Source organism: Paracoccus marcusii, assembly GCF_006151785.1.
GTDB lineage: Bacteria > Pseudomonadota > Alphaproteobacteria > Rhodobacterales > Rhodobacteraceae > Paracoccus > Paracoccus marcusii.
Genome location: NZ_VDDD01000013.1, coordinates 1 through 18382, shown reverse-complemented (window position 1 = coordinate 18382; position 18382 = coordinate 1). Strand labels below are relative to the sequence as shown.

Genomic DNA, 18382 nt, shown 5'->3' with positions numbered 1-18382 from the left:
GTTGCCTTGGACCCAGCACCGCGGTCCAAGGAGCCCCCAATGGCACAACGCCCCGCCGCCAGGTTGTCCGTCAACGGCCAATCCCATGAATATCACGGCGACCCCCGCCGCAGCCTGCTTGACGTCCTGCGTCTGGACCTTGGCCTGACCGGCACCAAGAAGGGCTGCGACCATGGTCAATGCGGCGCCTGCACCGTCATCGTCAACGGCCGCCGCATCAACTCCTGCCTGACGCTGGCCGTCATGCATGACGAAGATGAGATCACCACGATCGAAGGCATCGGCACGCCCGATGCGCTGTCGACCCTGCAGGCGGCCTTCGTGGCCCATGACGGGTTCCAGTGTGGTTATTGCACGCCGGGCCAGATCTGTTCGGCCACCGCGATGATCGAGGAGATCCGGCAAGGCTGGCCCAGTGCCGTCACTGCCGATCCGGCCGACAAGCCCGCCGTCGCCGATGCCGAGATCCGCGAACGGATGAGCGGCAACCTGTGCCGCTGCGGCGCCTATGACAACATCCTGGCCGCCATCCGCGACGCCATGGCCCAGACGGAGGCCGCGCAATGAAGGCATTCGAATACGAACGCGCGGGTGATCTGGCGCAAGCCGTCGGCAACCCCGCGATGCTGATCGCCGGCGGCACCAACCTGCTGGACCTGATGAAGCTGGAGGTCGCGACCCCGGATGCCCTGCTGGACATCACCCGCGTCGGCCTCAAGGAAATCACCTCCGAGGGTGCCGGTCTTCGCATCGGCGCGCTGGTCAGCAACTCGGACTGCGCGGCGCATCCGCGCCTCCGTGCCGACTGGCCGCTGCTGTCGCGCGCCATTCTGGCCGGTGCCAGCCCGCAGTTGCGCAACAAGGCGACGATGGGCGGCAACCTGTGCCAGCGCACGCGCTGCGGTTATTTCATGGACGGGCGGTCGCCTTGCAACAAGCGCGAACCGGGCACAGGCTGCGCGGCGCAGGGTGGCGTGAACCGCAACCATGCGATTCTGGGCGCGTCCGACGCCTGCATCGCGACCTATCCGGGCGACATGGCCGTGGCCCTGTCGGCCCTGCGCGCCACGGTCGAGACCGAAGGCCCTGACGGCACGCGTGAAATTCCGATGCGCGATTTCCACCGCCTGCCCGGAGACGATCCGTCGCGCGACAACGTGCTGAAGGCGGGTGAGGTCATCACCGCCATCCGCCTGCCGGCACCGTTCGGGGGGCGTCAGCTGTATCGCAAGGTGCGCGACCGGGCATCTTATGCCTTTGCGCTGGTGTCCGTGGCTGCGGCGGTCCGCATGGACAACGGCCGCATCGACGCCGCGCAACTGGCGTTCGGAAGCATTGCCCACAAGCCGTGGACCGACGACCGCGTCGAGACGCTGCTGGTCGGGGAACGCCCGACGCCCGCGCTGTTCGACAAGGCCGCGGATCTTCTGCTGGAGGATGCGCGCGGCCAGGGACACAACGATTTCAAGATCACGCTGGTCCGCCGCGCCCTTGCGGCCGTACTGGCGGAAGCCACGGGGGAATGACGATGAGCGATACCTATGACACCCCCGACACCCGCGACATGCTGGATCGCACCCGCCAGGGGGTGATCGGCAAGCCGCTGAACCGGCCGGAAGGCCCGCTGAAGGTGGCGGGCACCGCGACCTATGCCGCCGAATATGCACGCGAGAACTGCGTCGAGGGCGTGCTGGTCGGCGCGACGATCAGCACCGGTCGGGTCAGGAAGATCAACCGCGACGTCGTGATGGCGATGCCCGGCGTTCTGGCCGTCTATTCGTCGGAACGGATGCTGCGCCGTGCCGCGCAGGGTACCGCGGGCGAGGCCCCCGAGCAGGACGTCTCGAAGGTCGACTTTCCGATGCAGCCGGTGGCCCTGGTCGTCGCCGAGACGTTCGAGCAGGCGACCAATGCCGCAAAGGCGCTGGACATCGAATACGAGGACCAGTCCGGCGAGGCGCAGTTCCTGCCGGATGCCGCCGATGCGGAACCGGCCGCAGATCCGATCAAGGCGGGCAATCTGGACAAGGCCATGCGCGACGCCGCGCATTCCGTCGATCTGACCTTCACAACCCCCGGCCATGCCAGTGCCGCGATGGAACCGCATGCGGCGGTCGCGGAATGGGACGGCAAGGATCTGACCCTGTGGGGCAGCCTGCAGATGCTGAGCTACAACGTGGCGGAATTGGCTGACAGCCTGGGGATCGACCCCAAGCACGTGCATCTGCTGTCGCCCTATGTCGGCGGCGGGTTCGGGTCCAAGCTGGGCATCTCGCACGAGGCGGTCGCCGCGGCGATTGCCGCCAAGGAACTGGGACGCCCGGTCCGTGTGGTCATGAGCCGCCAGCAGGTGTTCCAATCGATCATGCGCCGGTCCGAAACCGAACAGCGCATCCGTCTGGGCTGCGGCCCCGACGGCCGCCTGATCGCCTTCGCCCATGAGGCGCTGGTGTCGAACCTGCCCGGGGAAAGCTTCTCCGAACCGGTGACGCAAGCCTCCGAGTTCCTCTACGCCGGCGAGAACCGCCTGCTGGCAGTGCGCAAGTCCGACATCACCCGTCTGACCGCCGGTTCTGTCCGGGCGCCGGGCGAGGCCGTCGGCATGCAGGCCCTTGAGGTCGCGATGGACGAACTGGCCGAAGCCACCGGCATCGACCCGGTCGAATTGCGCAAGCGCAACCTGCCCGACGAGGTGCCGGGCGAGGGTACGCCCTATTCCTCGCGCAGACTGGTCGAGGCTTTGGACGCCGGCGCTTCGGCCTTTGGCTGGGACAAGCGCAACGCCACACCCTGCGCGCGGCGCGAGGGTGAATGGTGGATCGGCATGGGCGTGGCATCCGCCGCCCGCGTGAACATCCTGGCCAAGGCCGAGGCCCGCGTGACCCTGACCGCCGATGGCCATGTGGTGGTCGAGACCGATCACACCGACATCGGCACCGGCAGCTATGCCATCCTGGGTCAGGTCGCAGCAGAAATGCTGGGCCAGCCGATCGAGCGCACCACCGTCCGTCTGGGTGACAGCCGCCTGCCGTCCGGCGCCGGTTCGGGGGGCAGCTGGGGTGCGTCGTCGACAGGTTCGGCGGTGTTCCTGGCCTGCGAGGCGATCCGCGCGACCCTGGCGCAGGCGCTTGGATGTGCATCCGACGACCTGCTGCTGCAGGACGGCAAGGCCTGGGCCGAGGGCGTCGAGCCGCGTCCCGTGACCGACCTTCTGTCCGAGGATCTGACGCGGACCGGCAAGATCGAACCGGGCAAGCTGATGGAGAAGGTCAACCAGTCGACCTATGGCGCCTTCTTCTGCGAGGTCGCGGTCAATGCCTTCACCGGAGAGACGCGTCTGCGCCGCATGACCGGGGCATTCGGCTTTGGCCGGGTGCTGAACGCCAAGACGGCGCGGTCGCAATGTCTGGGCGGCATGGTCTGGGGCATCGGCAGTGCATTGACCGAGGAGTTGTCCTTTGACAGCCGCGACGGTCATCTGGTGAACCACGACTTGGCCGAATACCATGTGCCGGTCCATGCGGACATTCCCGACATGGAGGTCATCCTGCTGGAGGAGCGTGATCCGCACGCATCGCCCATCCAGGCCAAGGGTGTCGGCGAACTGGGCATCTGCGGGGCGGCGGGGGCGGTGGCAAACGCCATCTACAATGCCTGCGGCGTGCGTCTGCACGAATTCCCGATGACGCCGGACAAGCTGCTGGCCCATCTGCCCGATCCCTTCGCCCCGGCGGCGTGATCGCATCCGGGGGCGGTGCGCCGCCCCCGAACCCCTGACAGGAGCCCGACATGTCCGACGACCAGCCCAAGACCGACGACCGCGTTTTCTCCTATGACGGCCCCGTCGGGGGGTGGGGATCGGCAAAGGGGATGGCCCAGGTGGCCCGTGCCGCAAAGCCGGGGCCGGGCGCGTTGGAAACCTTGCGGGGTCAGAACAAGGCGGGCGGCATGATGTGCGCGTCCTGCGCCTGGGGCAAGCCGCCCAACCCGCATGTCGTCGAATTCTGCGAGAACGGCGCCAAGGCGACGCTGTGGGACCTGACCTCGGAACGCTGCGGGCCCGACTTCTTTCTGGATCACACGGTGGCCGAACTGGCAACCTGGTCCGAATACGACTTGGAGATGGCGGGACGGCTGACCCACCCCCTGCGCTATGACGTGCCCAGCGACCGTTATCTGGAAACCACGTGGGATGAGGCCTTTGCCGAGATCGGCCAGGGCCTGCGTGCGCTGGACCCCAAGACCGTGACATTCTATGCCTCCGGCAAGGCGGGGCTGGAGGCGTCGTTCCTCTATGGGCTGTATGCGCGTGCTTATGGGCATGTGAACCTGCCCGACAGCTCCAACATGTGCCATGAGACGACATCCGTGGGGCTCAAGACCGTTGTCGGATCGCCGGTCGGCACCTGCGTGCTGGAGGATTTCGATCATTGCGACATGATCCTGCAGATCGGCCAGAATCCCGGCACGAACAGCCCCCGCATGCTGCACCCGTTGCAGCAGGCGGCCAAGCGCGGCTGCTGCATCGTCGCCATCAACCCGCTGCGCGAGAAGGGTCTGCTGGAATTCGCAAACCCGCAAAGCCCGTGGCAGATGACCGTGGGCGCACCCACCGAGATCGCCGACCGCTATCTGCAGGTGCGCGCGGGCGGCGACATCGCCGCATTGACCGGTATCGCCAAGCATGTGCTGGCGTTGGAACGCAGCCAGGGCGGCGTGCTGGATCATGACTTCCTGAACAGGCATGCACATGGGTTGCAGGATTGGATGGATTGGGTCGATGCGACCGACTGGACCGAACTGGAACAGGTTAGCGGCCTGACCCGCGCGGCGATGGAGGGGATCGGTGCGATCTATGCCCGGTCGCGCGCCGTGATCGGCGTCTATGGCATGGGCCTGACGCAACATGTCCATGGGTCGGCCGCCATCGGCGCGCTGGTCAACCTGCTGCTGTTGCGCGGAAATATCGGGCGCAAGGGTGCGGGCTGCAGCCCGGTCCGTGGCCATTCCAACGTGCAGGGGCAGCGCACCGTCGGCATCACCGAAAAGCCCGAACTGGTCCCGAACGACCACCTGCGCGCGCTGTTCGACATGCAGCCGCCGATGGAGGAGGGGTGGAACACCACCGCCTTTGTCGAGGCGCTGCTGGAAGGGCGGGCCACGGGGTTCGTGGGCTTGGGTGGCAACCTTGCGCGCGCGGTGCCCGACACCGATCGCGTGGCCGACGCCTGGCGGTCGATGCCGTTGACCGTCCACGTGGCGACGCGACTGAACCGCACCCACCTGATGCCGGGACAGGCGTCTTGGATCTTGCCCTGCCTAGTCCGGGCCGAACAGGACATGCAGGGTGGCGTCAACCAGCAGGTCTCGGTCGAGGACAGCTTCAGCCATATCCACGGATCGATCGGCAATCGCACGCCCGCCAGCCCGCACCTGCTGTCCGAGACCGAGATCGTCGCCCGGATGGCCGCCGCGACCCTGGACCCCAACCCCAAGATGCCGTGGAGGCATTGGGCAGGCGATCATGCCCGCATCCGCGCGTTAATCGAGGCGGTCTATCCCGATGATTTCCGCGATTTCGAGACCCGCATGAACCAGCCGGGCGGATTTTATCGCGACAACGCCGCCCGCAACCGCGTCTGGAAGACCGAGAGCGGCCGCGCGCAGTTCACGCGACCCGCCGATCTGGACGCGACCGGCCTTGGCGCGCAGGAAGGCGTGTACCGCCTGATGACGCTGCGGTCGAATGATCAGTTCAACACCACCGTCTATGGCATGTCCGACCGCCTGCGCGGGATCGAGGGCGACCGGATGCTGGTCATGATGTCGCCCGACGACATGGCGGCGGCGGGGCTGGCCGCGGAGCAGCGCATCACCCTCACCTCGGCCGCCGAGGACGGGATCGCGCGGCGGGTCAATGGGCTGCGCGTCATCCCCTATGACATCCCGCGCGGCTGTCTGGCCGGCTACTTCCCGGAGCTGAACCCGCTGTCGCCGCTGTCGCGTGGGGATCTGGCATCGGACACCCCGGCGTCCAAGGGCATCCCGGTCCGCCTGGCCTGATCGGGCATCACCTGGGATCTCACCAGCCGTGGTCCCGCGGCGATCTTTCGGCATAATGCCAGAAAGGTCGCCCGTTCCCCGGCATCCAGCACGCCGAACATTTCGTCCTGACGCAGCCTTGCGGTCTGGCGGATGGTGGCCAGCAGGTCGGACCCGTCCGGGGTCGGATAAAGCCGTTTGGCCCGCGCATCCTGAGGGCAGGGACGTTGTTCGATCAGGCCGCGCGCCTCCAGCAGGGCCAGGGCGCGGCTGACGGTGTTCTGCGGGCGCGGGAACAGATGCAGCAGATCGCGTGCCCGGAGTCCCGGAAAACTGACCGTCGCCAGCAGCGCGGACCAGCATTGCACGGGCATGTCGTGGAAACGCTCGATATGGCGGTTCGTCACCTGGTTGTTGGCCAGCACGACATAGCTGATCGACAGCAGCTCTGACAGGTCGCTGTCCAGCAGCTGCGCCAGCATCGCATCGAGGTCGTCGGTCTGCATCGGCTCCTCCTGCCATGGCCGTCGCGTGGACGCGACGATTGACCGTTGCACAATACATCCAGATGGATCAATTGTAACGCGCATCACGGCCGGCGCGCGGGTTTGTTGCGTCATGCGGCCCCTCTTTGACAGATCCTGATCCGAAAGGCTTGGACCCATGCCGCAATTGCTGGCCTTCTCCATCTTGGCGCTGATCCTGTGGATCGGCGATGTCGTCTCGACCCGGACGCGGTCCTGGCTGCCGTCGGTCTTCGTCTGCGCGATCCTGTTCCTGGTGGGCTACTGGACCTTCTTCCCCGAGGACATCGTCCAGGTCGCGGGGTTCCAGACGCCAATCGTCTTTCTGGCCATGTACCTGCTGATCACCAACATGGGGACGCTTCTGTCCTTCGCCGAACTGGCACGGCAGTGGCGCACCGTCGTCGTGGCGTTGGCCGGAATCGGCGGCATCGTGGCGCTGCTGTTCACACTGGGCGTGATGCTGCTGGACTGGCAGACGGTGGTCGTGGCGACGCCGCCGCTGGTCGGCGGGGTGGTGGCATCGCTGATCATGTCGCAGGCGGCAGCGGATGCGGGCCTGCAGGCGTTGTCGGTTCTGGCGATCCTGATCTACGTGATGCAGGGCTTTGCGGGCTATCCGCTGACCGCCATCATGCTGAAGCGCGAGGGGCGGCGCGTTCTGGACCTGCACCGTGCGGGCCGCTGGCACGGAACGGCACCGGTGGCCGACAGCGCCGATGCGCCGATGCCGCCGCGCCTGTTCGCGCGTCTGCCCGCTGCCTATGACACCGTCTACTTCAAGATGCTGCGGCTTGGAGTCGTGGCCTTTGCGGCCTGGGGCCTGTCCGAACTGGCCGCGCCGGTCGTCACCATCAGCCCCTTCGTGCTGTGCCTGGTCTTCGGCGTCATCGCGACGTCGGTCGGGTTCCTGGAGCGTGAGCCGCTGCGCAAGGCCAATGCCTTCGGCTTTACCGTACTGATCCTGATGGTCTTCATCTTCGACGGGCTGAAGCGCGCAACGCCCGAGATGCTGGGCCAGCTGGCAGTGCCGCTGGTCACCATCATCGCGATCGGGCTGGTGGGGATGTACATCGCGTCCTGGATCGTGGGGCGCCTGCTGGGCATCACGCCCGCGATGGCCTTTGCCTGCTCGCTGACCGCGCTGTACGGGTTTCCCGCCGATTACATCATCACCAAGGACGTCATCGACACGCTGACCGACGATGCCGCCGAACGCGAGGCATTGACCGCGCATCTGCTGCCGCCGATGCTGGTCGCGGGCTTTGTCACGGTTACGATGGTGTCGGTCGTGCTGGCAGGTTTGTTCGTGGGGCTGATCGGATGACAGGATTTGCGGATGCACGCCGGATCGAGGCGCTGATCGATGGCATCGACCGTTTCAACGCAACCCCCGGCAGGGGTACGACCCGGCTGACCTACAGCCCCGAATACCGCGCCGCGCGCGATTTCGTGGCGGGCCAGATGGTCGAGGCCGGGCTGGAGGTCCGAGAGGACGCCGTCGGCAACGTCTTTGGCCGGCTTGAGGGCAGGCGCCCGGATCTGGCGCCGATCCTGGTCGGATCACATCTGGATTCGGTGCCCAACGGCGGGCGGTTCGACGGCCCCGCGGGCGTCGTGGCGGGGATCGAGACCGCGTTCCTGTTCCGCGACCTCGGCCTGCAGCCGGATCGCCCCGTCGAGGTGGTGGCCCTGATCGAGGAGGAGGGCACCCGCTTCGGCGGCGGCCTGTTCGGATCGCGGCTGCTGACCGGGCAGGTGGACCCGGCCGGGCTGGACGACCTGCGCGACGATGCGGGCGTGTCGGCCGCGAAGGCGATGACCGATTATGGGCTGGACCCGGCACGGGCGGGGCAGGCGGCCCTGGCGCCCGGATCGGTGCATGCGTTTCTGGAACTGCATATCGAACAGGGCCCGGTGCTGGAAACCGAGGGTCAGGACATCGCCATCGTCGACCGCATCGTGGGGTTGGCGCAGCTGCGTGTGACCGTGCGCGGTCAGGCGGGCCATGCCGGCACCACGCCGATGGATCAACGCCGCGACGCGCTGACCGGTGCGGTCGGCATCCTGTCACTGCTGCCCGATCTGGCGCGGCAGGTGGGGCGGCAATCGGTGCTGACCGTGGGCAAGATGGAGGTGCTGCCCGGTGGTGCGAACGTGATTCCCGATCTGGTGACCTTCACCGTCGATCTGCGCGCCCCCGCCGAGGAGGACGTGCTGCGCCTGATCGAGATGGTGCAGGGCGCCGTGGCGCATGCGCAGGGCAACGGCCTGACCGCCCAAGTGGAACGACAGCTTTATGCCGCGCCCACGCCGCTGTCGGGTCAGATCCACGCGGCCCTGTCCGCGCAGGCCGAGGCGCTTGGCGTGTCGCATCGGGTCATGGTCAGCGGCGCGGGCCATGACGCGATGATCATGGCGGGTTTCGCGCCCACGGGGCTGATCTTCGTGCCAAGCCGGGGCGGCATATCGCATGCGCCCGAGGAATGGACCGACTATGCCCAACTGGCGCGCGGCATCGACGTGATCTTTGCAACCATCCGCCAGATGGCCGGTGCGATGCCGCGCTAGCGTTCCAGGATCAGCAGGTCGCCCTCGAAGCTGACACGGGCAAAGCGGCGCAGATAGGACATGCCCAGCAGGCTGTCCTGCAGTGCGCTGTCGATCACCACGGCGCGCACGTCGCGGTCCACCGCATCGCCGATGGCGAATTCCGCGATCGTCACGGGGGCCGTCGCCACGCGGCCGTTGGCCGTCACCGCCTGGCCGCCAAAGCGCAGCGTGTCGGGGTCCAGCCCGATCGCACGCGCATCGTCGCGGCTGAGTGCGACGCTGGTGGCGCCGGTGTCGACGATGAAGTCGATGGGCGTGCCGTTCAGCACGGCTTCCAGGTGGAAATGGCCGCCGGGGCCTGCGGGAACCTCGATCCGGGCGCCGTTCTCCAGCACCTGCTGGCGGGGGCCATAGGTCTGCTGCCACCAGTCGTATCCGGCGGCCAGCCCGGCGATGATCACCGCCCACATCAGCAGCGCGCGCAGGGCGCGGCCGCCCCGGCCCGCGAATTCGAACACCATCGCGCCGCCGATCACGACCAGCAGCATCGCATAGAAGGCCAGGCGGGCGATGTCGTCGCCGCTCACCCGAACAGGCCCGATCCGCGCAGCCCGTCGATCACGAACTGCACCGACAGCGCCGCCAGCAGCATGCCCAGCAGCCGGGTGACGACCATCACCCCCGTGCGCCCAAGCGCGCGCGCCAGGGGCGTCGCCAGCGCGAACAGGACCATGCAGATGCCCAGCACGATCAGCATCATCAGGTGGACCATGACGACATGACCCACGCCCTGGTTCTCTCCGACCAGCAGGATCATGGTGGCCAGCGCGCCGGGCCCCGCCAGCAGCGGCATGGCCAGCGGAAAGACCGAGGGGTCGTGGCTGGGCTGGTCCCCGTCGGCCTGGCCCTCGCGGCGTTCGGTGCGGCGTTCGAACAGCATGTCCAGTGCGGTCAGGAACAGCAGCAGCCCCCCCGCGATGCGGAAGGCCGAGATCGAGATGCCGATCGCCGACAGGATCGCATCGCCCGTCAGGCCGAACAGCGTCAGCAGGACGGCGGCGATGACCAGCGACCGCGCGCCGATGCGGCGACGTTCCGCCCCCGACTGGCCGGGGGTTAGCGCGATGAAGATCGGGGCCAGGCCGATCGGGTCGATGACCACGAACAGGGTGACGAAGGCGGTCAGGTACAGCTGCAGGTCCATGCGGCCCTTATCGCGTGCCGCGCCGCCCCTGCCAAGCCGGGACGCGCCGTCAAAATCGCGTCATCGCAGGCTGCGCCGGAGGGGGGCGGGGCTTTATCGCGCCGGGTGGGCTTTCAACGGCTGCGGACTGGGCCTATAGTTGGTTGCAGTCCTTGAAATCAGGTCAACGGCCTGACACCGGTACGGAGAACTGAAATGCACGCACCGTCCCCCATGGCCCTTCTGGTCATCGCCATCGTCGTCCTCGTCCTGTTCGGACGCGGCAAGGTTTCGTCCCTGATGGGCGAATTCGGCAAGGGAATCACCGCCTTCAAGAAGGGCCTGAACGATCCTTCCGCCGAACAGACCGCCGACAAGCCTGCGGCAAGCCTGGACACCCCGACCCAGCCCGTCGCACCGGTCCACACCGTCCCGGGCACCGATGCACGCGACGTGACGCCGCATACCGACACCCGCACCTGAACCGTGCGCCCCAAGGTCGAGTGCCCGAATGCTTGATATCGGCTGGAGCGAGTTGCTGCTGATCGGGGTGGTCGCGCTTGTCGTCATCGGCCCCGAGGATCTGCCCAAGCTGTTCCATACGCTTGGGCGGCTGACCTCGCGCGCCCGATCGATGGCCCGCGAGTTCACCAGCGCAATGGAGGATGCGGCCAAGGCCAGCGGCCTGGACGACGCGGCCAAGGGGATGAAGAACCTGTCCTCGATGACCTCGAAGAACAGCCGTGGCCTGGACGCGCTAGACCGCGCGGTCACCAAGTTCGAGAAGTGGGACCCCAAGACCAACATGGGCCAGCGCATCCAGCCAGACCCCGCGGCCCCGGTCGCGGACAAGGGGGCCGATGCGGCCATCCCCGCGGCGCCCGCCGCACCGACGGTCCAGCCTGCGAACACGGCCACCCAGCCTGCCGCCGACGTGGCGCCTAATCCCGATTCGCGCCGCCGCATCTCCGGCGTGCGGCGGACGGACACGAAGGACCTGTAAGTGTCAGCGCATACCCCGATCGACGACGATCTCGACGGCAGCTCGGCCCCCCTGATCGAACATCTCAAGGAACTGCGCACGCGGATCATCTGGTCCGTGCTGGCCTTGGTCGTGGCGATGATCCTGGCCTATCTGGTCTGGAACCCGATCTACAACTTCCTGACCCGGCCCATCTGCGCCGCGCTGGAGGAGCGGGGCCAGGAATGCGGCCTGATCCTGCTGAAGCTGCAGGAGGGCTTCTCGGTCGCGATCCGCATAGCCTTCTTCGGCGGGTTCATCCTGTCGTTCCCGGTGATCGGGTACCAGCTGTGGCGTTTTGTTGCGCCGGGCCTGTACAAAAGTGAACGCCGCGCCTTTCTGCCCTTCCTTCTGGCATCGCCCATCATGTTCGTGCTGGGCGCCGCCTTCGCCTATTACATCATCCTGCCGATGGTCTTCGCGTTCTTCCTGGGCTTTCAGCAGGGTCCGCTGGCCCTGCCGGACGATCCGGCGGCCGTGGCGGGCGAGGGAAGCCGACTGGCCGGCATCGTGTTCCAGGGTTCTGTCAGCGAGTATCTGACCCTGACCACGCGGTTCATCCTGGCCTTTGGCCTGTCGTTCCAGCTGCCGGTCGCGCTGGCGCTGCTGGGCCGGGCGGGGCTGGTGTCGTCGCAATCGCTGGCCAACACGCGCCGCTATGCCGTGGTGATCATCCTGACGCTGGCCGCCTGCCTGACGCCGCCCGATGTCGGCAGCCAGCTGGTGCTGTTCTCGGTCGTCTATGGCCTTTACGAGATCTCGATCCAGATCGTCCGCCGCATCGAGGTGGTGCGCGAGCGTGACCTGCGGGCCCAGGGCCTGTGGATCGAGGATGACGAATGACGGCTGCGCTGACGCGCATCGCCGATGCGCTTGAACGGCTGGCCCCGCCGGCCGTTCCGGTGCCCCGGTTCGACGAGGCCACGGCATTCGTGTGGCAGGCCGACCCCGACCGGCTGGTGCCCGTGGCGCATGTCGCCGGTGTGCCGCTGGACCAGCTGATCGGCATCGACCGGTCGCGGCGCACGCTTCTGGACAACACGCTGCAGTTCGCGCGCGGCCTTGGGGCGAACAACGCCCTGCTGTGGGGCGCGCGCGGCATGGGCAAGTCGTCGCTGGTCAAGGCGGTCCATGCCGAGGCCGTGGCCCAAGGCCTGCCGCTGGTCCTGGTCGAGATCGCCCGCGACGACCTGCATTCGGTCGGACGGCTGCTGGCGATCCTGGGCGCGGCACCCGAGCGGCGCTTCGTGCTGTTCGCGGACGATCTGTCCTTCAGCCACGACGACACCCAGTACAAGTCGCTGAAGGCGGTCCTGGATGGCGGGATCAGCGGGCGGCCCGCGAACGTGATCCTCTATGCGACCTCGAACCGCCGCCACCTGATGCCGCGCGAGATGATCGACAACGAACGCGCCAGCGCCATCCACCCCGGAGAGGCGGTCGAGGAGAAGGTGTCCCTGTCCGACCGCTTTGGCCTGTGGCTTGGCTTTCATCCCTGCGACCAGGACCAATTCCTGGCGATGATCGACGGCTATTGCGCGGCCTATGGGCTGTCGGTCGACCCCGATGAACTGCGCGCGCAGGCGATCGAATGGCAGGCCACGCGGGGTGCGCGATCGGGACGCGTGGCGTGGCAGTTCTTCACCGATCTTGCCGGGCGCCACGGTCTGGCGGTCTAGGCCGTGCCCGCGCGCGCAGCCACCGTCCTGACGGGGACGCGGATCCGGGAACGCCGCCTGGCGATGGCCCGGCGTCAGGCCGACATCGCGCGCGCCGTGGGCATCTCGCCCGCCTATCTGAACCTGATCGAACACAACCGCCGCCCCGTCGGCGCCGACCTGATCGCCCGCTTGGCCGAGGTTCTGGAGGTTCCCCCCGACGAACTGGCCGAAGGCCGCGAGGAGGTCCGCATCGCGGCCCTGCGCGAGGCTGCGGCCCATCCCGTCGCCGTCGGCACCGTGCCGGAACTGGACCAGATCACCGAATTCCTGGCCCGCTTTCCGGGCTGGTCGGGCCTTTTGATCGCCCATGCGCGGCGGGGCGCCGGATTGGAACGGCAACTGGTCGACCTGTCCGACCGCATGACCCGCGATCCATATCTGCTGACCACACTGCACGAGGTGCTGTCGGCCGTGACCTCGGTCCGCTCCACCGCGGCGATCCTGGTCGAGGAGGGCGAGATTTCCGCCGAATGGCGCCAGCGGTTCCATGCGAACCTGCACCAGGACAGCCAGCGCCTGTCGCTGACCGCACAGGCCCTGGTCGCCTATCTGGACAGCTTCGAGGCCGAAGGTCAGGCCACCACCCCCCAGGAGGAGGTCGAGGCCTGGCTGGCCGAACCCGGCGTTGCGGACCCCGATCCGGGCGATCTGACCTCGGATGCGGCGCGGGCGATGGCCGCGGATCTATTGGCCGGGATGCTGGACGACCGGGACGCGTTGTCGGACCGCGCGCTGACCGAGGCGATCCCCGCGGCGGGAACGCCGCCCGACCCGGTTCGGCTGGCCGCGCGGCTTGGCCAGCCCCTGGACCTGGTGATCCGGCGGCTGGCCGATCTGCGCCCCGAGGGGTTCCAGGGCGCGGGCCTGCTGGTCTGCGACGGATCGGGCGTCCTGACCCTGCGTCGCGCCGCGCAGGGTTTTGCGCTGCCACGGCCTGGGGACAGCTGTGCGCTGTGGCCGCTGTATCATGCCCTGGCGGTGCCGCAGTTGGCACTGGCACGGATCGTCGTCACCCCGGATGGGCGCGCGTTCCGCACCCTGTCCTTTGCGCAGCGCCGTCAGCCCCTGGGCCTGGACGGCCCGCTGCTGACCGAGGCGCTGATGCTGATCCTGCCGTTCGACGGACCACCCCCCGACGATGCACTGCCCATCGGGCCCGCCTGCCGGATCTGCCCGCGTGCCGACTGTCCGGCGCGCCGCGAACCCTCGATCCTGGTGCCGCAGGGCGGGCAGGCGCAAAGGTCCCTTTGACACGGGGCCGTGATCCGGCCCATGATCCGCCCCGGCCCGCCGGGCCGCACGCGGGGAGGGCGGATGCAGCCGGACATCCTGATGATCGAGGACGAGCCCAACATCGCCGAGGCGGTGCGCTTCATCCTGTCGCGCGAGGGGTGGTCGGTCGACCTGCATTCCGACGGCGCAGGCGGCATCGAGGCGATCCTGGCCGCGCGCCCGCGCCTGGTGATCCTGGACCTGATGCTGCCCAACCGGTCGGGGACCGAGATCCTGCAGGATCTGCGCGCCGCCAATGACGCCGATCTGGCCGCGACGCCGGTGCTGATGCTGACTGCGCGGGGGCAGACCGGCGATGACGGCGCGCGCGCGGATGCGGTGCTGGCGAAGCCCTTCGACAACCAGGAACTGCGTGCGACGGTGCGCCGGATGCTGGCCTGATGCCCGACCGGCCGCTGTTTCTGGAACGCGCCTCGTTCCATCGCCGCCGCCTTGGCGATGCGGCGCGGGTGCTGCCGGTGATGACGATGATGCTGCTGCTGGTGCCGGTCTGGTGGATGCCGGGCAGCCTGTCCTATGCCGGGGGCGCGGTCTGGCTGTTCGGCCTGTGGGCGGTGCTGATCGTGGTCATCCGCGCGCTGCACCGCGCCCTGCTGCGGGCAGAGGCCGCGACCATGCGCGCCGAGGCACCGACGGGGGGCCCCGATGCCCTTTGAGGCGCTGGTCGGCGCCTGCCTCGCCTATGTCGCGCTGATGTTCGGGGTCGCCTATGCCGCCGACCGGGCGGCGGCGCGCGGGCATGTGCGGTGGCTGGACCATCCGCTGGTCTATACGCTGTCGCTGTCGGTCTATTGTTCGGCATGGACGTTCTATGGCGCGGTGGGCTATGCGTCCCGGTCCGGGCTGGAGTTCGCGACGATCTATCTGGGGCCGACGCTGGTCTTCACCGGGGCGTGGTGGGGGCTGAGGCGGCTGGTTCGCGTTGCGCGGATGCATCACGTCACCTCGGTCGCGGACCTGATCTCGGCCCGGTTCGGAAAATCGAACCGGCTGGCGGCCATCGTGACGCTGATCGCGGTCATCGCGTCGACACCTTATATCGCGCTGCAGCTGCAATCGGTGCGGCTGTCCTTCGACATCTTCGCCACCGACGTCCCCAACGGCGCCGATGCGGGCGCGATGGGGGGAACGGCCCTGTGGGTCGCGGCGGGGCTTGCGCTGTTCACCATCCTGTTCGGCACCCGCAACCTGGCGGCGGATGAACGCCACCACGGCGTCGTCACCGCGATCGCGCTGGAGGCGGTCGTGAAGCTGGCGGCCTTCGTGGCGCTTGGCCTGTTCGTGGTCTGGGGGCTGGCCGACGGGCCTGCGGACATGCTGGCGCGCATCGCCCGTGCCGCGGCCGATCCCGACGTGGCGCAGGGCTGGCTGCTCAAGCCCGACCGCTGGACCGCGCTGATCCTGGTGTCCGCCGCCGCCATCCTGACCCTGCCGCGCATGTTCCAGGTCATGGTGGTCGAGGCCGCGGACGAGGAGCGTCTGCATGTCGCGGGCTGGGCCTTTCCCGCCTATCTGTTCGTGATGTCGCTGTTCGTGCTGCCCATTGCGGTGATGGGGCGTGAACTGCTGCCCGCGGGGTCGGACCCGGACCTCTACGTGCTGACCCTGCCCGCGGCGGCGGGCCAGGACATGCTGGCGCTGCTGGTGTTCCTGGGCGGGTTTTCTGCGGCGACGTCGATGGTCGTCATGTGTGCGATCGCGGTCGCCACGATGGTGTCGAACCACTGGCTGGTCCCCGCCTGGCTGGCGCTGCGCCGCATCCCCGCCCCGGACGAGACCGACGATCTGCGCGGCTTCGTGCTGAACGCGCGGCGGGTCGCGATCCTGGCGGTGGTCGCGGCGGGCTGGGTCTATCACCAGGCGTCGGGGGGCACGGCGGCACTGGCCGCGATGGGGCTTGTGGCCTTCACCGGCATGGCGCAGGTGCTGCCCGCGATGCTGGGTGGGCTGTTGTGGCGTGGCGCGAACCGCAAGGGCGCCTATGCCGGTATCGGCACAGGGTCGGTCCTGTGGATGGCGCTGATCTTCCTGCCGTCGGTGGGGGTGGGGGGCGATCTGCCGGTGCCGCCGGGGGTCGATCCCTGGACGGCCGCCGTGGCGCTGTCCCTGACGCTGAACACGCTGGCCTTCATCGGAGTGTCGATCTTCGGGTTCCCGGACCCGGTGGAACGCCTGCAGGGCCTGTCCTTCGTGTCCGCGGTCGAGCCGATCCGCCACAGCCGCATGCTGCGTGCCGACGACCGGGCCGAGCCGCTGTTGGCCATGGCGCGACGGGTCTGGGGACCGGACGCCGCGCTGCGCTATTTCCAGGCCGAGGCGCGGGCGCAGGGCAAGACCGGCTATCTGCCAGACCTGACGCCCCGGTTCCTGACCCGACTGGAGCGGCGGCTGGCGGGGTCGATCGGGTCGGCCACGGCGCATGCGATGATCGACCGCGTGGCGGGGGGCGTCGCGCTGACGGTGGCCGACCTTCTGCAGGTCGCGGACGAGGCGCAGCGTGCCAAGGAGGAGACGCAGCGCCTTGAGGCCGCGCAGGCCGAGCTGACCCGTACCGCCCGACAGCTGCGCGAGGCCAATGACAAGCTGACCGCCCTGTCGGTCCAGAAGGACGCCTTCCTGGGCCAGATCAGCCACGAGCTGCGCACGCCCATGACCTCGGTCCGGGCGTTCTCGGAGATCCTCAAGGAGCCCGACCTGACCGCAGAGGAGCGCGGCAAGTTCGCAGGCATCATCCATGACGAGGCCGGCCGCCTGACGCGGCTCTTGGACGACCTTCTGGATCTGTCCGTGCTGGAAAGCGGGCGGGCGCAGCTGACGATCTCGGTCGCGAACCTGCACGACCTGATCACGCGCGCGCTGGCCGCGGCGTCGGCCACGCGGCCCGAACGCGGCTTTCTGATCGACCGCGACCTGCCATCGGAACATCTGGGCCTGATCACCGATGCGGACAGGCTGCTGCAGGTGCTGATCAACGTCATCAGCAATGCGCGCAAGTATTGCGATGCGGCGCATCCGGTGCTGATCATCCGCGTCCGTCATCCGGAAGGCGGCGGCGCGGTCATCGACATCGTCGACAACGGCAGCGGCATCGACAGCGGCCGCCAGACGCTGATCTTCGAGAAATTCGCGCGTCTGAACGACCCCGCCCGCGCGGGTGGCGCAGGCCTGGGGTTGGCCATCTGCCGCGAGATCATGCTGACCCTGGGCGGCGACATCAGCTATTTGCCGGGGCAGGGGGGTGCGGCGTTCCGCATCCAGCTGCCGGCGCGGCCGCCGGTGCCTTCCGGTTAACCCTTTCTCAATCCTGACGGTCCATTTTGAACAGGCAGCGACAGCCTGATTCGGACGTGACATGACCCATGCAGACCCCGCCACCCAAGCCCCTGGCGTCTTGCGCCGCATGCTGCAGGCGCGTGCGCAGGTCAGGCTGGGCCAAGGCGGGGCCCCGCAGCTGCCCGCATCTCCCGCGCCGACCCCGGCCCGCGCCGCCGCCACTGCGATCGGACGCGCCGCCGACCGGCTGTACCAGCTGCCCGTACGGGCGCTGTCCGTCCAGCCCGGCGCGCTGACGCTGGCAGAGCTGCCGGAGCTGCTGCCGGAACTGCCGCTGGTCGTCGTGCTGCAGGGGCCGGGCGATCTGCTGGGGGCGATCGCGCTGTGCCCGCAGGCGGTGGCGGCGCTGGTCGAATGGCAGGCCCTTGGCCGCGTGACGTCGCGCGGGCTGGAGCGGCGCCGACCCACCCGCAGCGACGCGCTGCTGTGTTCCGACTTCATCAACGCCCTGCTGACAGAGCTGACTGCCGAGATGGAGGGAGTCGAGGGGTTCGAGGCCGTCGGCGGCTATCAGTTCCTGACCCATCTGGACGATCCCCGGCCCCTGTCCCTGATGCTGGAGGATCGGCCGCTGCGCAGCCTGTCGTTCCACCTTGCGATGGGGGCGCCCGACATGCGCGAGGGACGCGTGCTGCTGGCCTTGCCGCAGCCCGCGAACCAGGCGCGTCCGCGCCCCGATGCCGCCCCTGTCGCGGCCCCGGCGCCGCCGGTC

Annotated in this window: 17 protein-coding genes and 1 pseudogene; 15 read left to right on the top strand and 3 right to left on the bottom strand. The window is 68.5% G+C overall.

Annotated elements, in window-relative coordinates; genetic code table 11:
* Positions 1 to 39 precede the first annotated feature (39 nt).
* Genes FHD68_RS03775 through FHD68_RS03760 form a run of 4 tightly spaced genes read left to right on the top strand, consistent with a single transcriptional unit; the run spans position 40 to position 6063 of the window.
* Positions 40 to 567, top strand: coding sequence for a 2Fe-2S iron-sulfur cluster-binding protein (locus FHD68_RS03775; RefSeq protein ID WP_127898806.1), 528 nt, complete (start codon positions 40 to 42; stop codon positions 565 to 567).
* Positions 564 to 1526, top strand: a complete 963-nt coding sequence (locus FHD68_RS03770; protein WP_127898805.1) for an FAD binding domain-containing protein — start codon at positions 564 to 566, stop codon at positions 1524 to 1526. Before FHD68_RS03775 ends, FHD68_RS03770 begins: the two co-directional genes overlap by 4 nt.
* Entirely contained in the window at positions 1523 to 3739 is a 2217-nt protein-coding gene (locus FHD68_RS03765; RefSeq protein WP_127898804.1) for a xanthine dehydrogenase family protein molybdopterin-binding subunit, read from the top strand. The genes FHD68_RS03770 and FHD68_RS03765 overlap by 4 nt, the downstream gene beginning before the upstream one ends.
* A 50-nt stretch (positions 3740 to 3789) precedes the next feature.
* Positions 3790 to 6063 (top strand): FdhF/YdeP family oxidoreductase, encoded by a 2274-nt coding sequence (locus tag FHD68_RS03760; protein ID WP_127898803.1) that lies wholly within the window; start codon positions 3790 to 3792, stop codon positions 6061 to 6063.
* On the opposite strand, the gene FHD68_RS03755 is transcribed toward FHD68_RS03760, so the two are convergent.
* Positions 5967 to 6548, bottom strand: a complete 582-nt coding sequence (locus FHD68_RS03755; RefSeq protein ID WP_127898802.1) for a MarR family winged helix-turn-helix transcriptional regulator — start codon at positions 6546 to 6548, stop codon at positions 5967 to 5969. The genes FHD68_RS03760 and FHD68_RS03755 overlap by 97 nt on opposite strands.
* A gap of 157 nt (positions 6549 to 6705) precedes the next feature.
* Between FHD68_RS03755 and FHD68_RS03750 the strand changes: the two genes are divergently transcribed.
* Positions 6706 to 7893: a hypothetical protein gene (locus FHD68_RS03750; RefSeq protein WP_127898801.1), complete on the top strand. Its 1188-nt coding sequence runs from the start codon at positions 6706 to 6708 to the stop codon at positions 7891 to 7893.
* Entirely contained in the window at positions 7890 to 9137 is a 1248-nt protein-coding gene (locus FHD68_RS03745) for a Zn-dependent hydrolase (protein WP_127898800.1), read from the top strand. Before FHD68_RS03750 ends, FHD68_RS03745 begins: the two co-directional genes overlap by 4 nt.
* On the opposite strand, the gene FHD68_RS03740 is transcribed toward FHD68_RS03745, so the two are convergent.
* Positions 9134 to 9706, bottom strand: a complete 573-nt coding sequence (locus tag FHD68_RS03740; protein WP_240542430.1) for a retropepsin-like aspartic protease family protein — start codon at positions 9704 to 9706, stop codon at positions 9134 to 9136. The two genes, FHD68_RS03745 and FHD68_RS03740, sit on opposite strands and share 4 nt — an antisense overlap.
* Positions 9703 to 10323, bottom strand: coding sequence for a MarC family protein (locus tag FHD68_RS03735; RefSeq protein ID WP_045998899.1), 621 nt, complete (start codon positions 10321 to 10323; stop codon positions 9703 to 9705). Before FHD68_RS03735 ends, FHD68_RS03740 begins: the two co-directional genes overlap by 4 nt.
* 195 nt (positions 10324 to 10518) lie before the next feature.
* Between FHD68_RS03735 and FHD68_RS19465 the strand changes: the two genes are divergently transcribed.
* The 9 genes and pseudogenes from FHD68_RS19465 to FHD68_RS03690 form a co-directional block, all read left to right on the top strand.
* Complete coding sequence (locus FHD68_RS19465; RefSeq protein WP_045998900.1) at positions 10519 to 10785, top strand: twin-arginine translocase TatA/TatE family subunit; 267 nt, start codon at positions 10519 to 10521, stop codon at positions 10783 to 10785.
* A gap of 28 nt (positions 10786 to 10813) precedes the next feature.
* Positions 10814 to 11305, top strand: a complete 492-nt coding sequence (gene tatB / locus FHD68_RS03725) for a Sec-independent protein translocase protein TatB (RefSeq protein WP_127898799.1) — start codon at positions 10814 to 10816, stop codon at positions 11303 to 11305.
* A complete protein-coding gene (gene tatC / locus FHD68_RS03720; protein ID WP_045998902.1) occupies positions 11306 to 12166 on the top strand; it encodes a twin-arginine translocase subunit TatC in 861 nt (286 codons plus the stop codon).
* Positions 12163 to 13002 carry an ATP-binding protein gene (locus FHD68_RS03715; protein WP_127898798.1) on the top strand — a complete coding sequence of 280 codons (840 nt, stop codon included), beginning with the start codon at positions 12163 to 12165 and terminating at the stop codon, positions 13000 to 13002. The genes tatC and FHD68_RS03715 overlap by 4 nt, the downstream gene beginning before the upstream one ends.
* Positions 13003 to 13005: 3 nt before the next feature.
* On the top strand, positions 13006 to 14295 hold the full coding sequence (locus FHD68_RS03710) for a short-chain fatty acyl-CoA regulator family protein (protein ID WP_280115160.1): 1290 nt from the start codon (positions 13006 to 13008) through the stop codon (positions 14293 to 14295).
* Positions 14296 to 14304: 9 nt separating this feature from the next.
* Positions 14305 to 14718: a response regulator transcription factor gene (locus FHD68_RS03705; RefSeq protein WP_341872747.1), complete on the top strand. Its 414-nt coding sequence runs from the start codon at positions 14305 to 14307 to the stop codon at positions 14716 to 14718.
* Positions 14718 to 14993 (top strand): hypothetical protein, encoded by a 276-nt coding sequence (locus FHD68_RS03700; RefSeq protein ID WP_127898796.1) that lies wholly within the window; start codon positions 14718 to 14720, stop codon positions 14991 to 14993. Before FHD68_RS03705 ends, FHD68_RS03700 begins: the two co-directional genes overlap by 1 nt.
* Positions 14983 to 17628 carry a sensor histidine kinase gene (locus FHD68_RS03695; protein ID WP_127898795.1) on the top strand — a complete coding sequence of 882 codons (2646 nt, stop codon included), beginning with the start codon at positions 14983 to 14985 and terminating at the stop codon, positions 17626 to 17628. Before FHD68_RS03700 ends, FHD68_RS03695 begins: the two co-directional genes overlap by 11 nt.
* Positions 17629 to 17689: 61 nt before the next feature.
* Positions 17690 to 18382 (top strand): annotated as a pseudogene (locus FHD68_RS03690) (hypothetical protein); the annotation flags it as partial.

Excerpts from the sequence above, each read along its gene's own strand:
- FHD68_RS03775 (WP_127898806.1), top strand. The coding sequence starts at position 40 with ATGGCACAACGCCCCGCCGCCAGGTTGTCCGTCAACGGCCAATCCCAT.
- FHD68_RS03770 (WP_127898805.1), top strand. The coding sequence starts at position 564 with ATGAAGGCATTCGAATACGAACGCGCGGGTGATCTGGCGCAAGCCGTC.
- FHD68_RS03765 (WP_127898804.1), top strand. The coding sequence starts at position 1,523 with ATGACGATGAGCGATACCTATGACACCCCCGACACCCGCGACATGCTG.
- FHD68_RS03760 (WP_127898803.1), top strand. The coding sequence starts at position 3,790 with ATGTCCGACGACCAGCCCAAGACCGACGACCGCGTTTTCTCCTATGAC.
- FHD68_RS03755 (WP_127898802.1), bottom strand. The coding sequence starts at position 6,548 with ATGCAGACCGACGACCTCGATGCGATGCTGGCGCAGCTGCTGGACAGC.
- FHD68_RS03750 (WP_127898801.1), top strand. The coding sequence starts at position 6,706 with ATGCCGCAATTGCTGGCCTTCTCCATCTTGGCGCTGATCCTGTGGATC.
- FHD68_RS03745 (WP_127898800.1), top strand. The coding sequence starts at position 7,890 with ATGACAGGATTTGCGGATGCACGCCGGATCGAGGCGCTGATCGATGGC.
- FHD68_RS03735 (WP_045998899.1), bottom strand. The coding sequence starts at position 10,323 with ATGGACCTGCAGCTGTACCTGACCGCCTTCGTCACCCTGTTCGTGGTC.
- FHD68_RS19465 (WP_045998900.1), top strand. The coding sequence starts at position 10,519 with ATGCACGCACCGTCCCCCATGGCCCTTCTGGTCATCGCCATCGTCGTC.
- tatB (WP_127898799.1), top strand. The coding sequence starts at position 10,814 with ATGCTTGATATCGGCTGGAGCGAGTTGCTGCTGATCGGGGTGGTCGCG.
- FHD68_RS03715 (WP_127898798.1), top strand. The coding sequence starts at position 12,163 with ATGACGGCTGCGCTGACGCGCATCGCCGATGCGCTTGAACGGCTGGCC.
- FHD68_RS03700 (WP_127898796.1), top strand. The coding sequence starts at position 14,718 with ATGCCCGACCGGCCGCTGTTTCTGGAACGCGCCTCGTTCCATCGCCGC.
- FHD68_RS03695 (WP_127898795.1), top strand. The coding sequence starts at position 14,983 with ATGCCCTTTGAGGCGCTGGTCGGCGCCTGCCTCGCCTATGTCGCGCTG.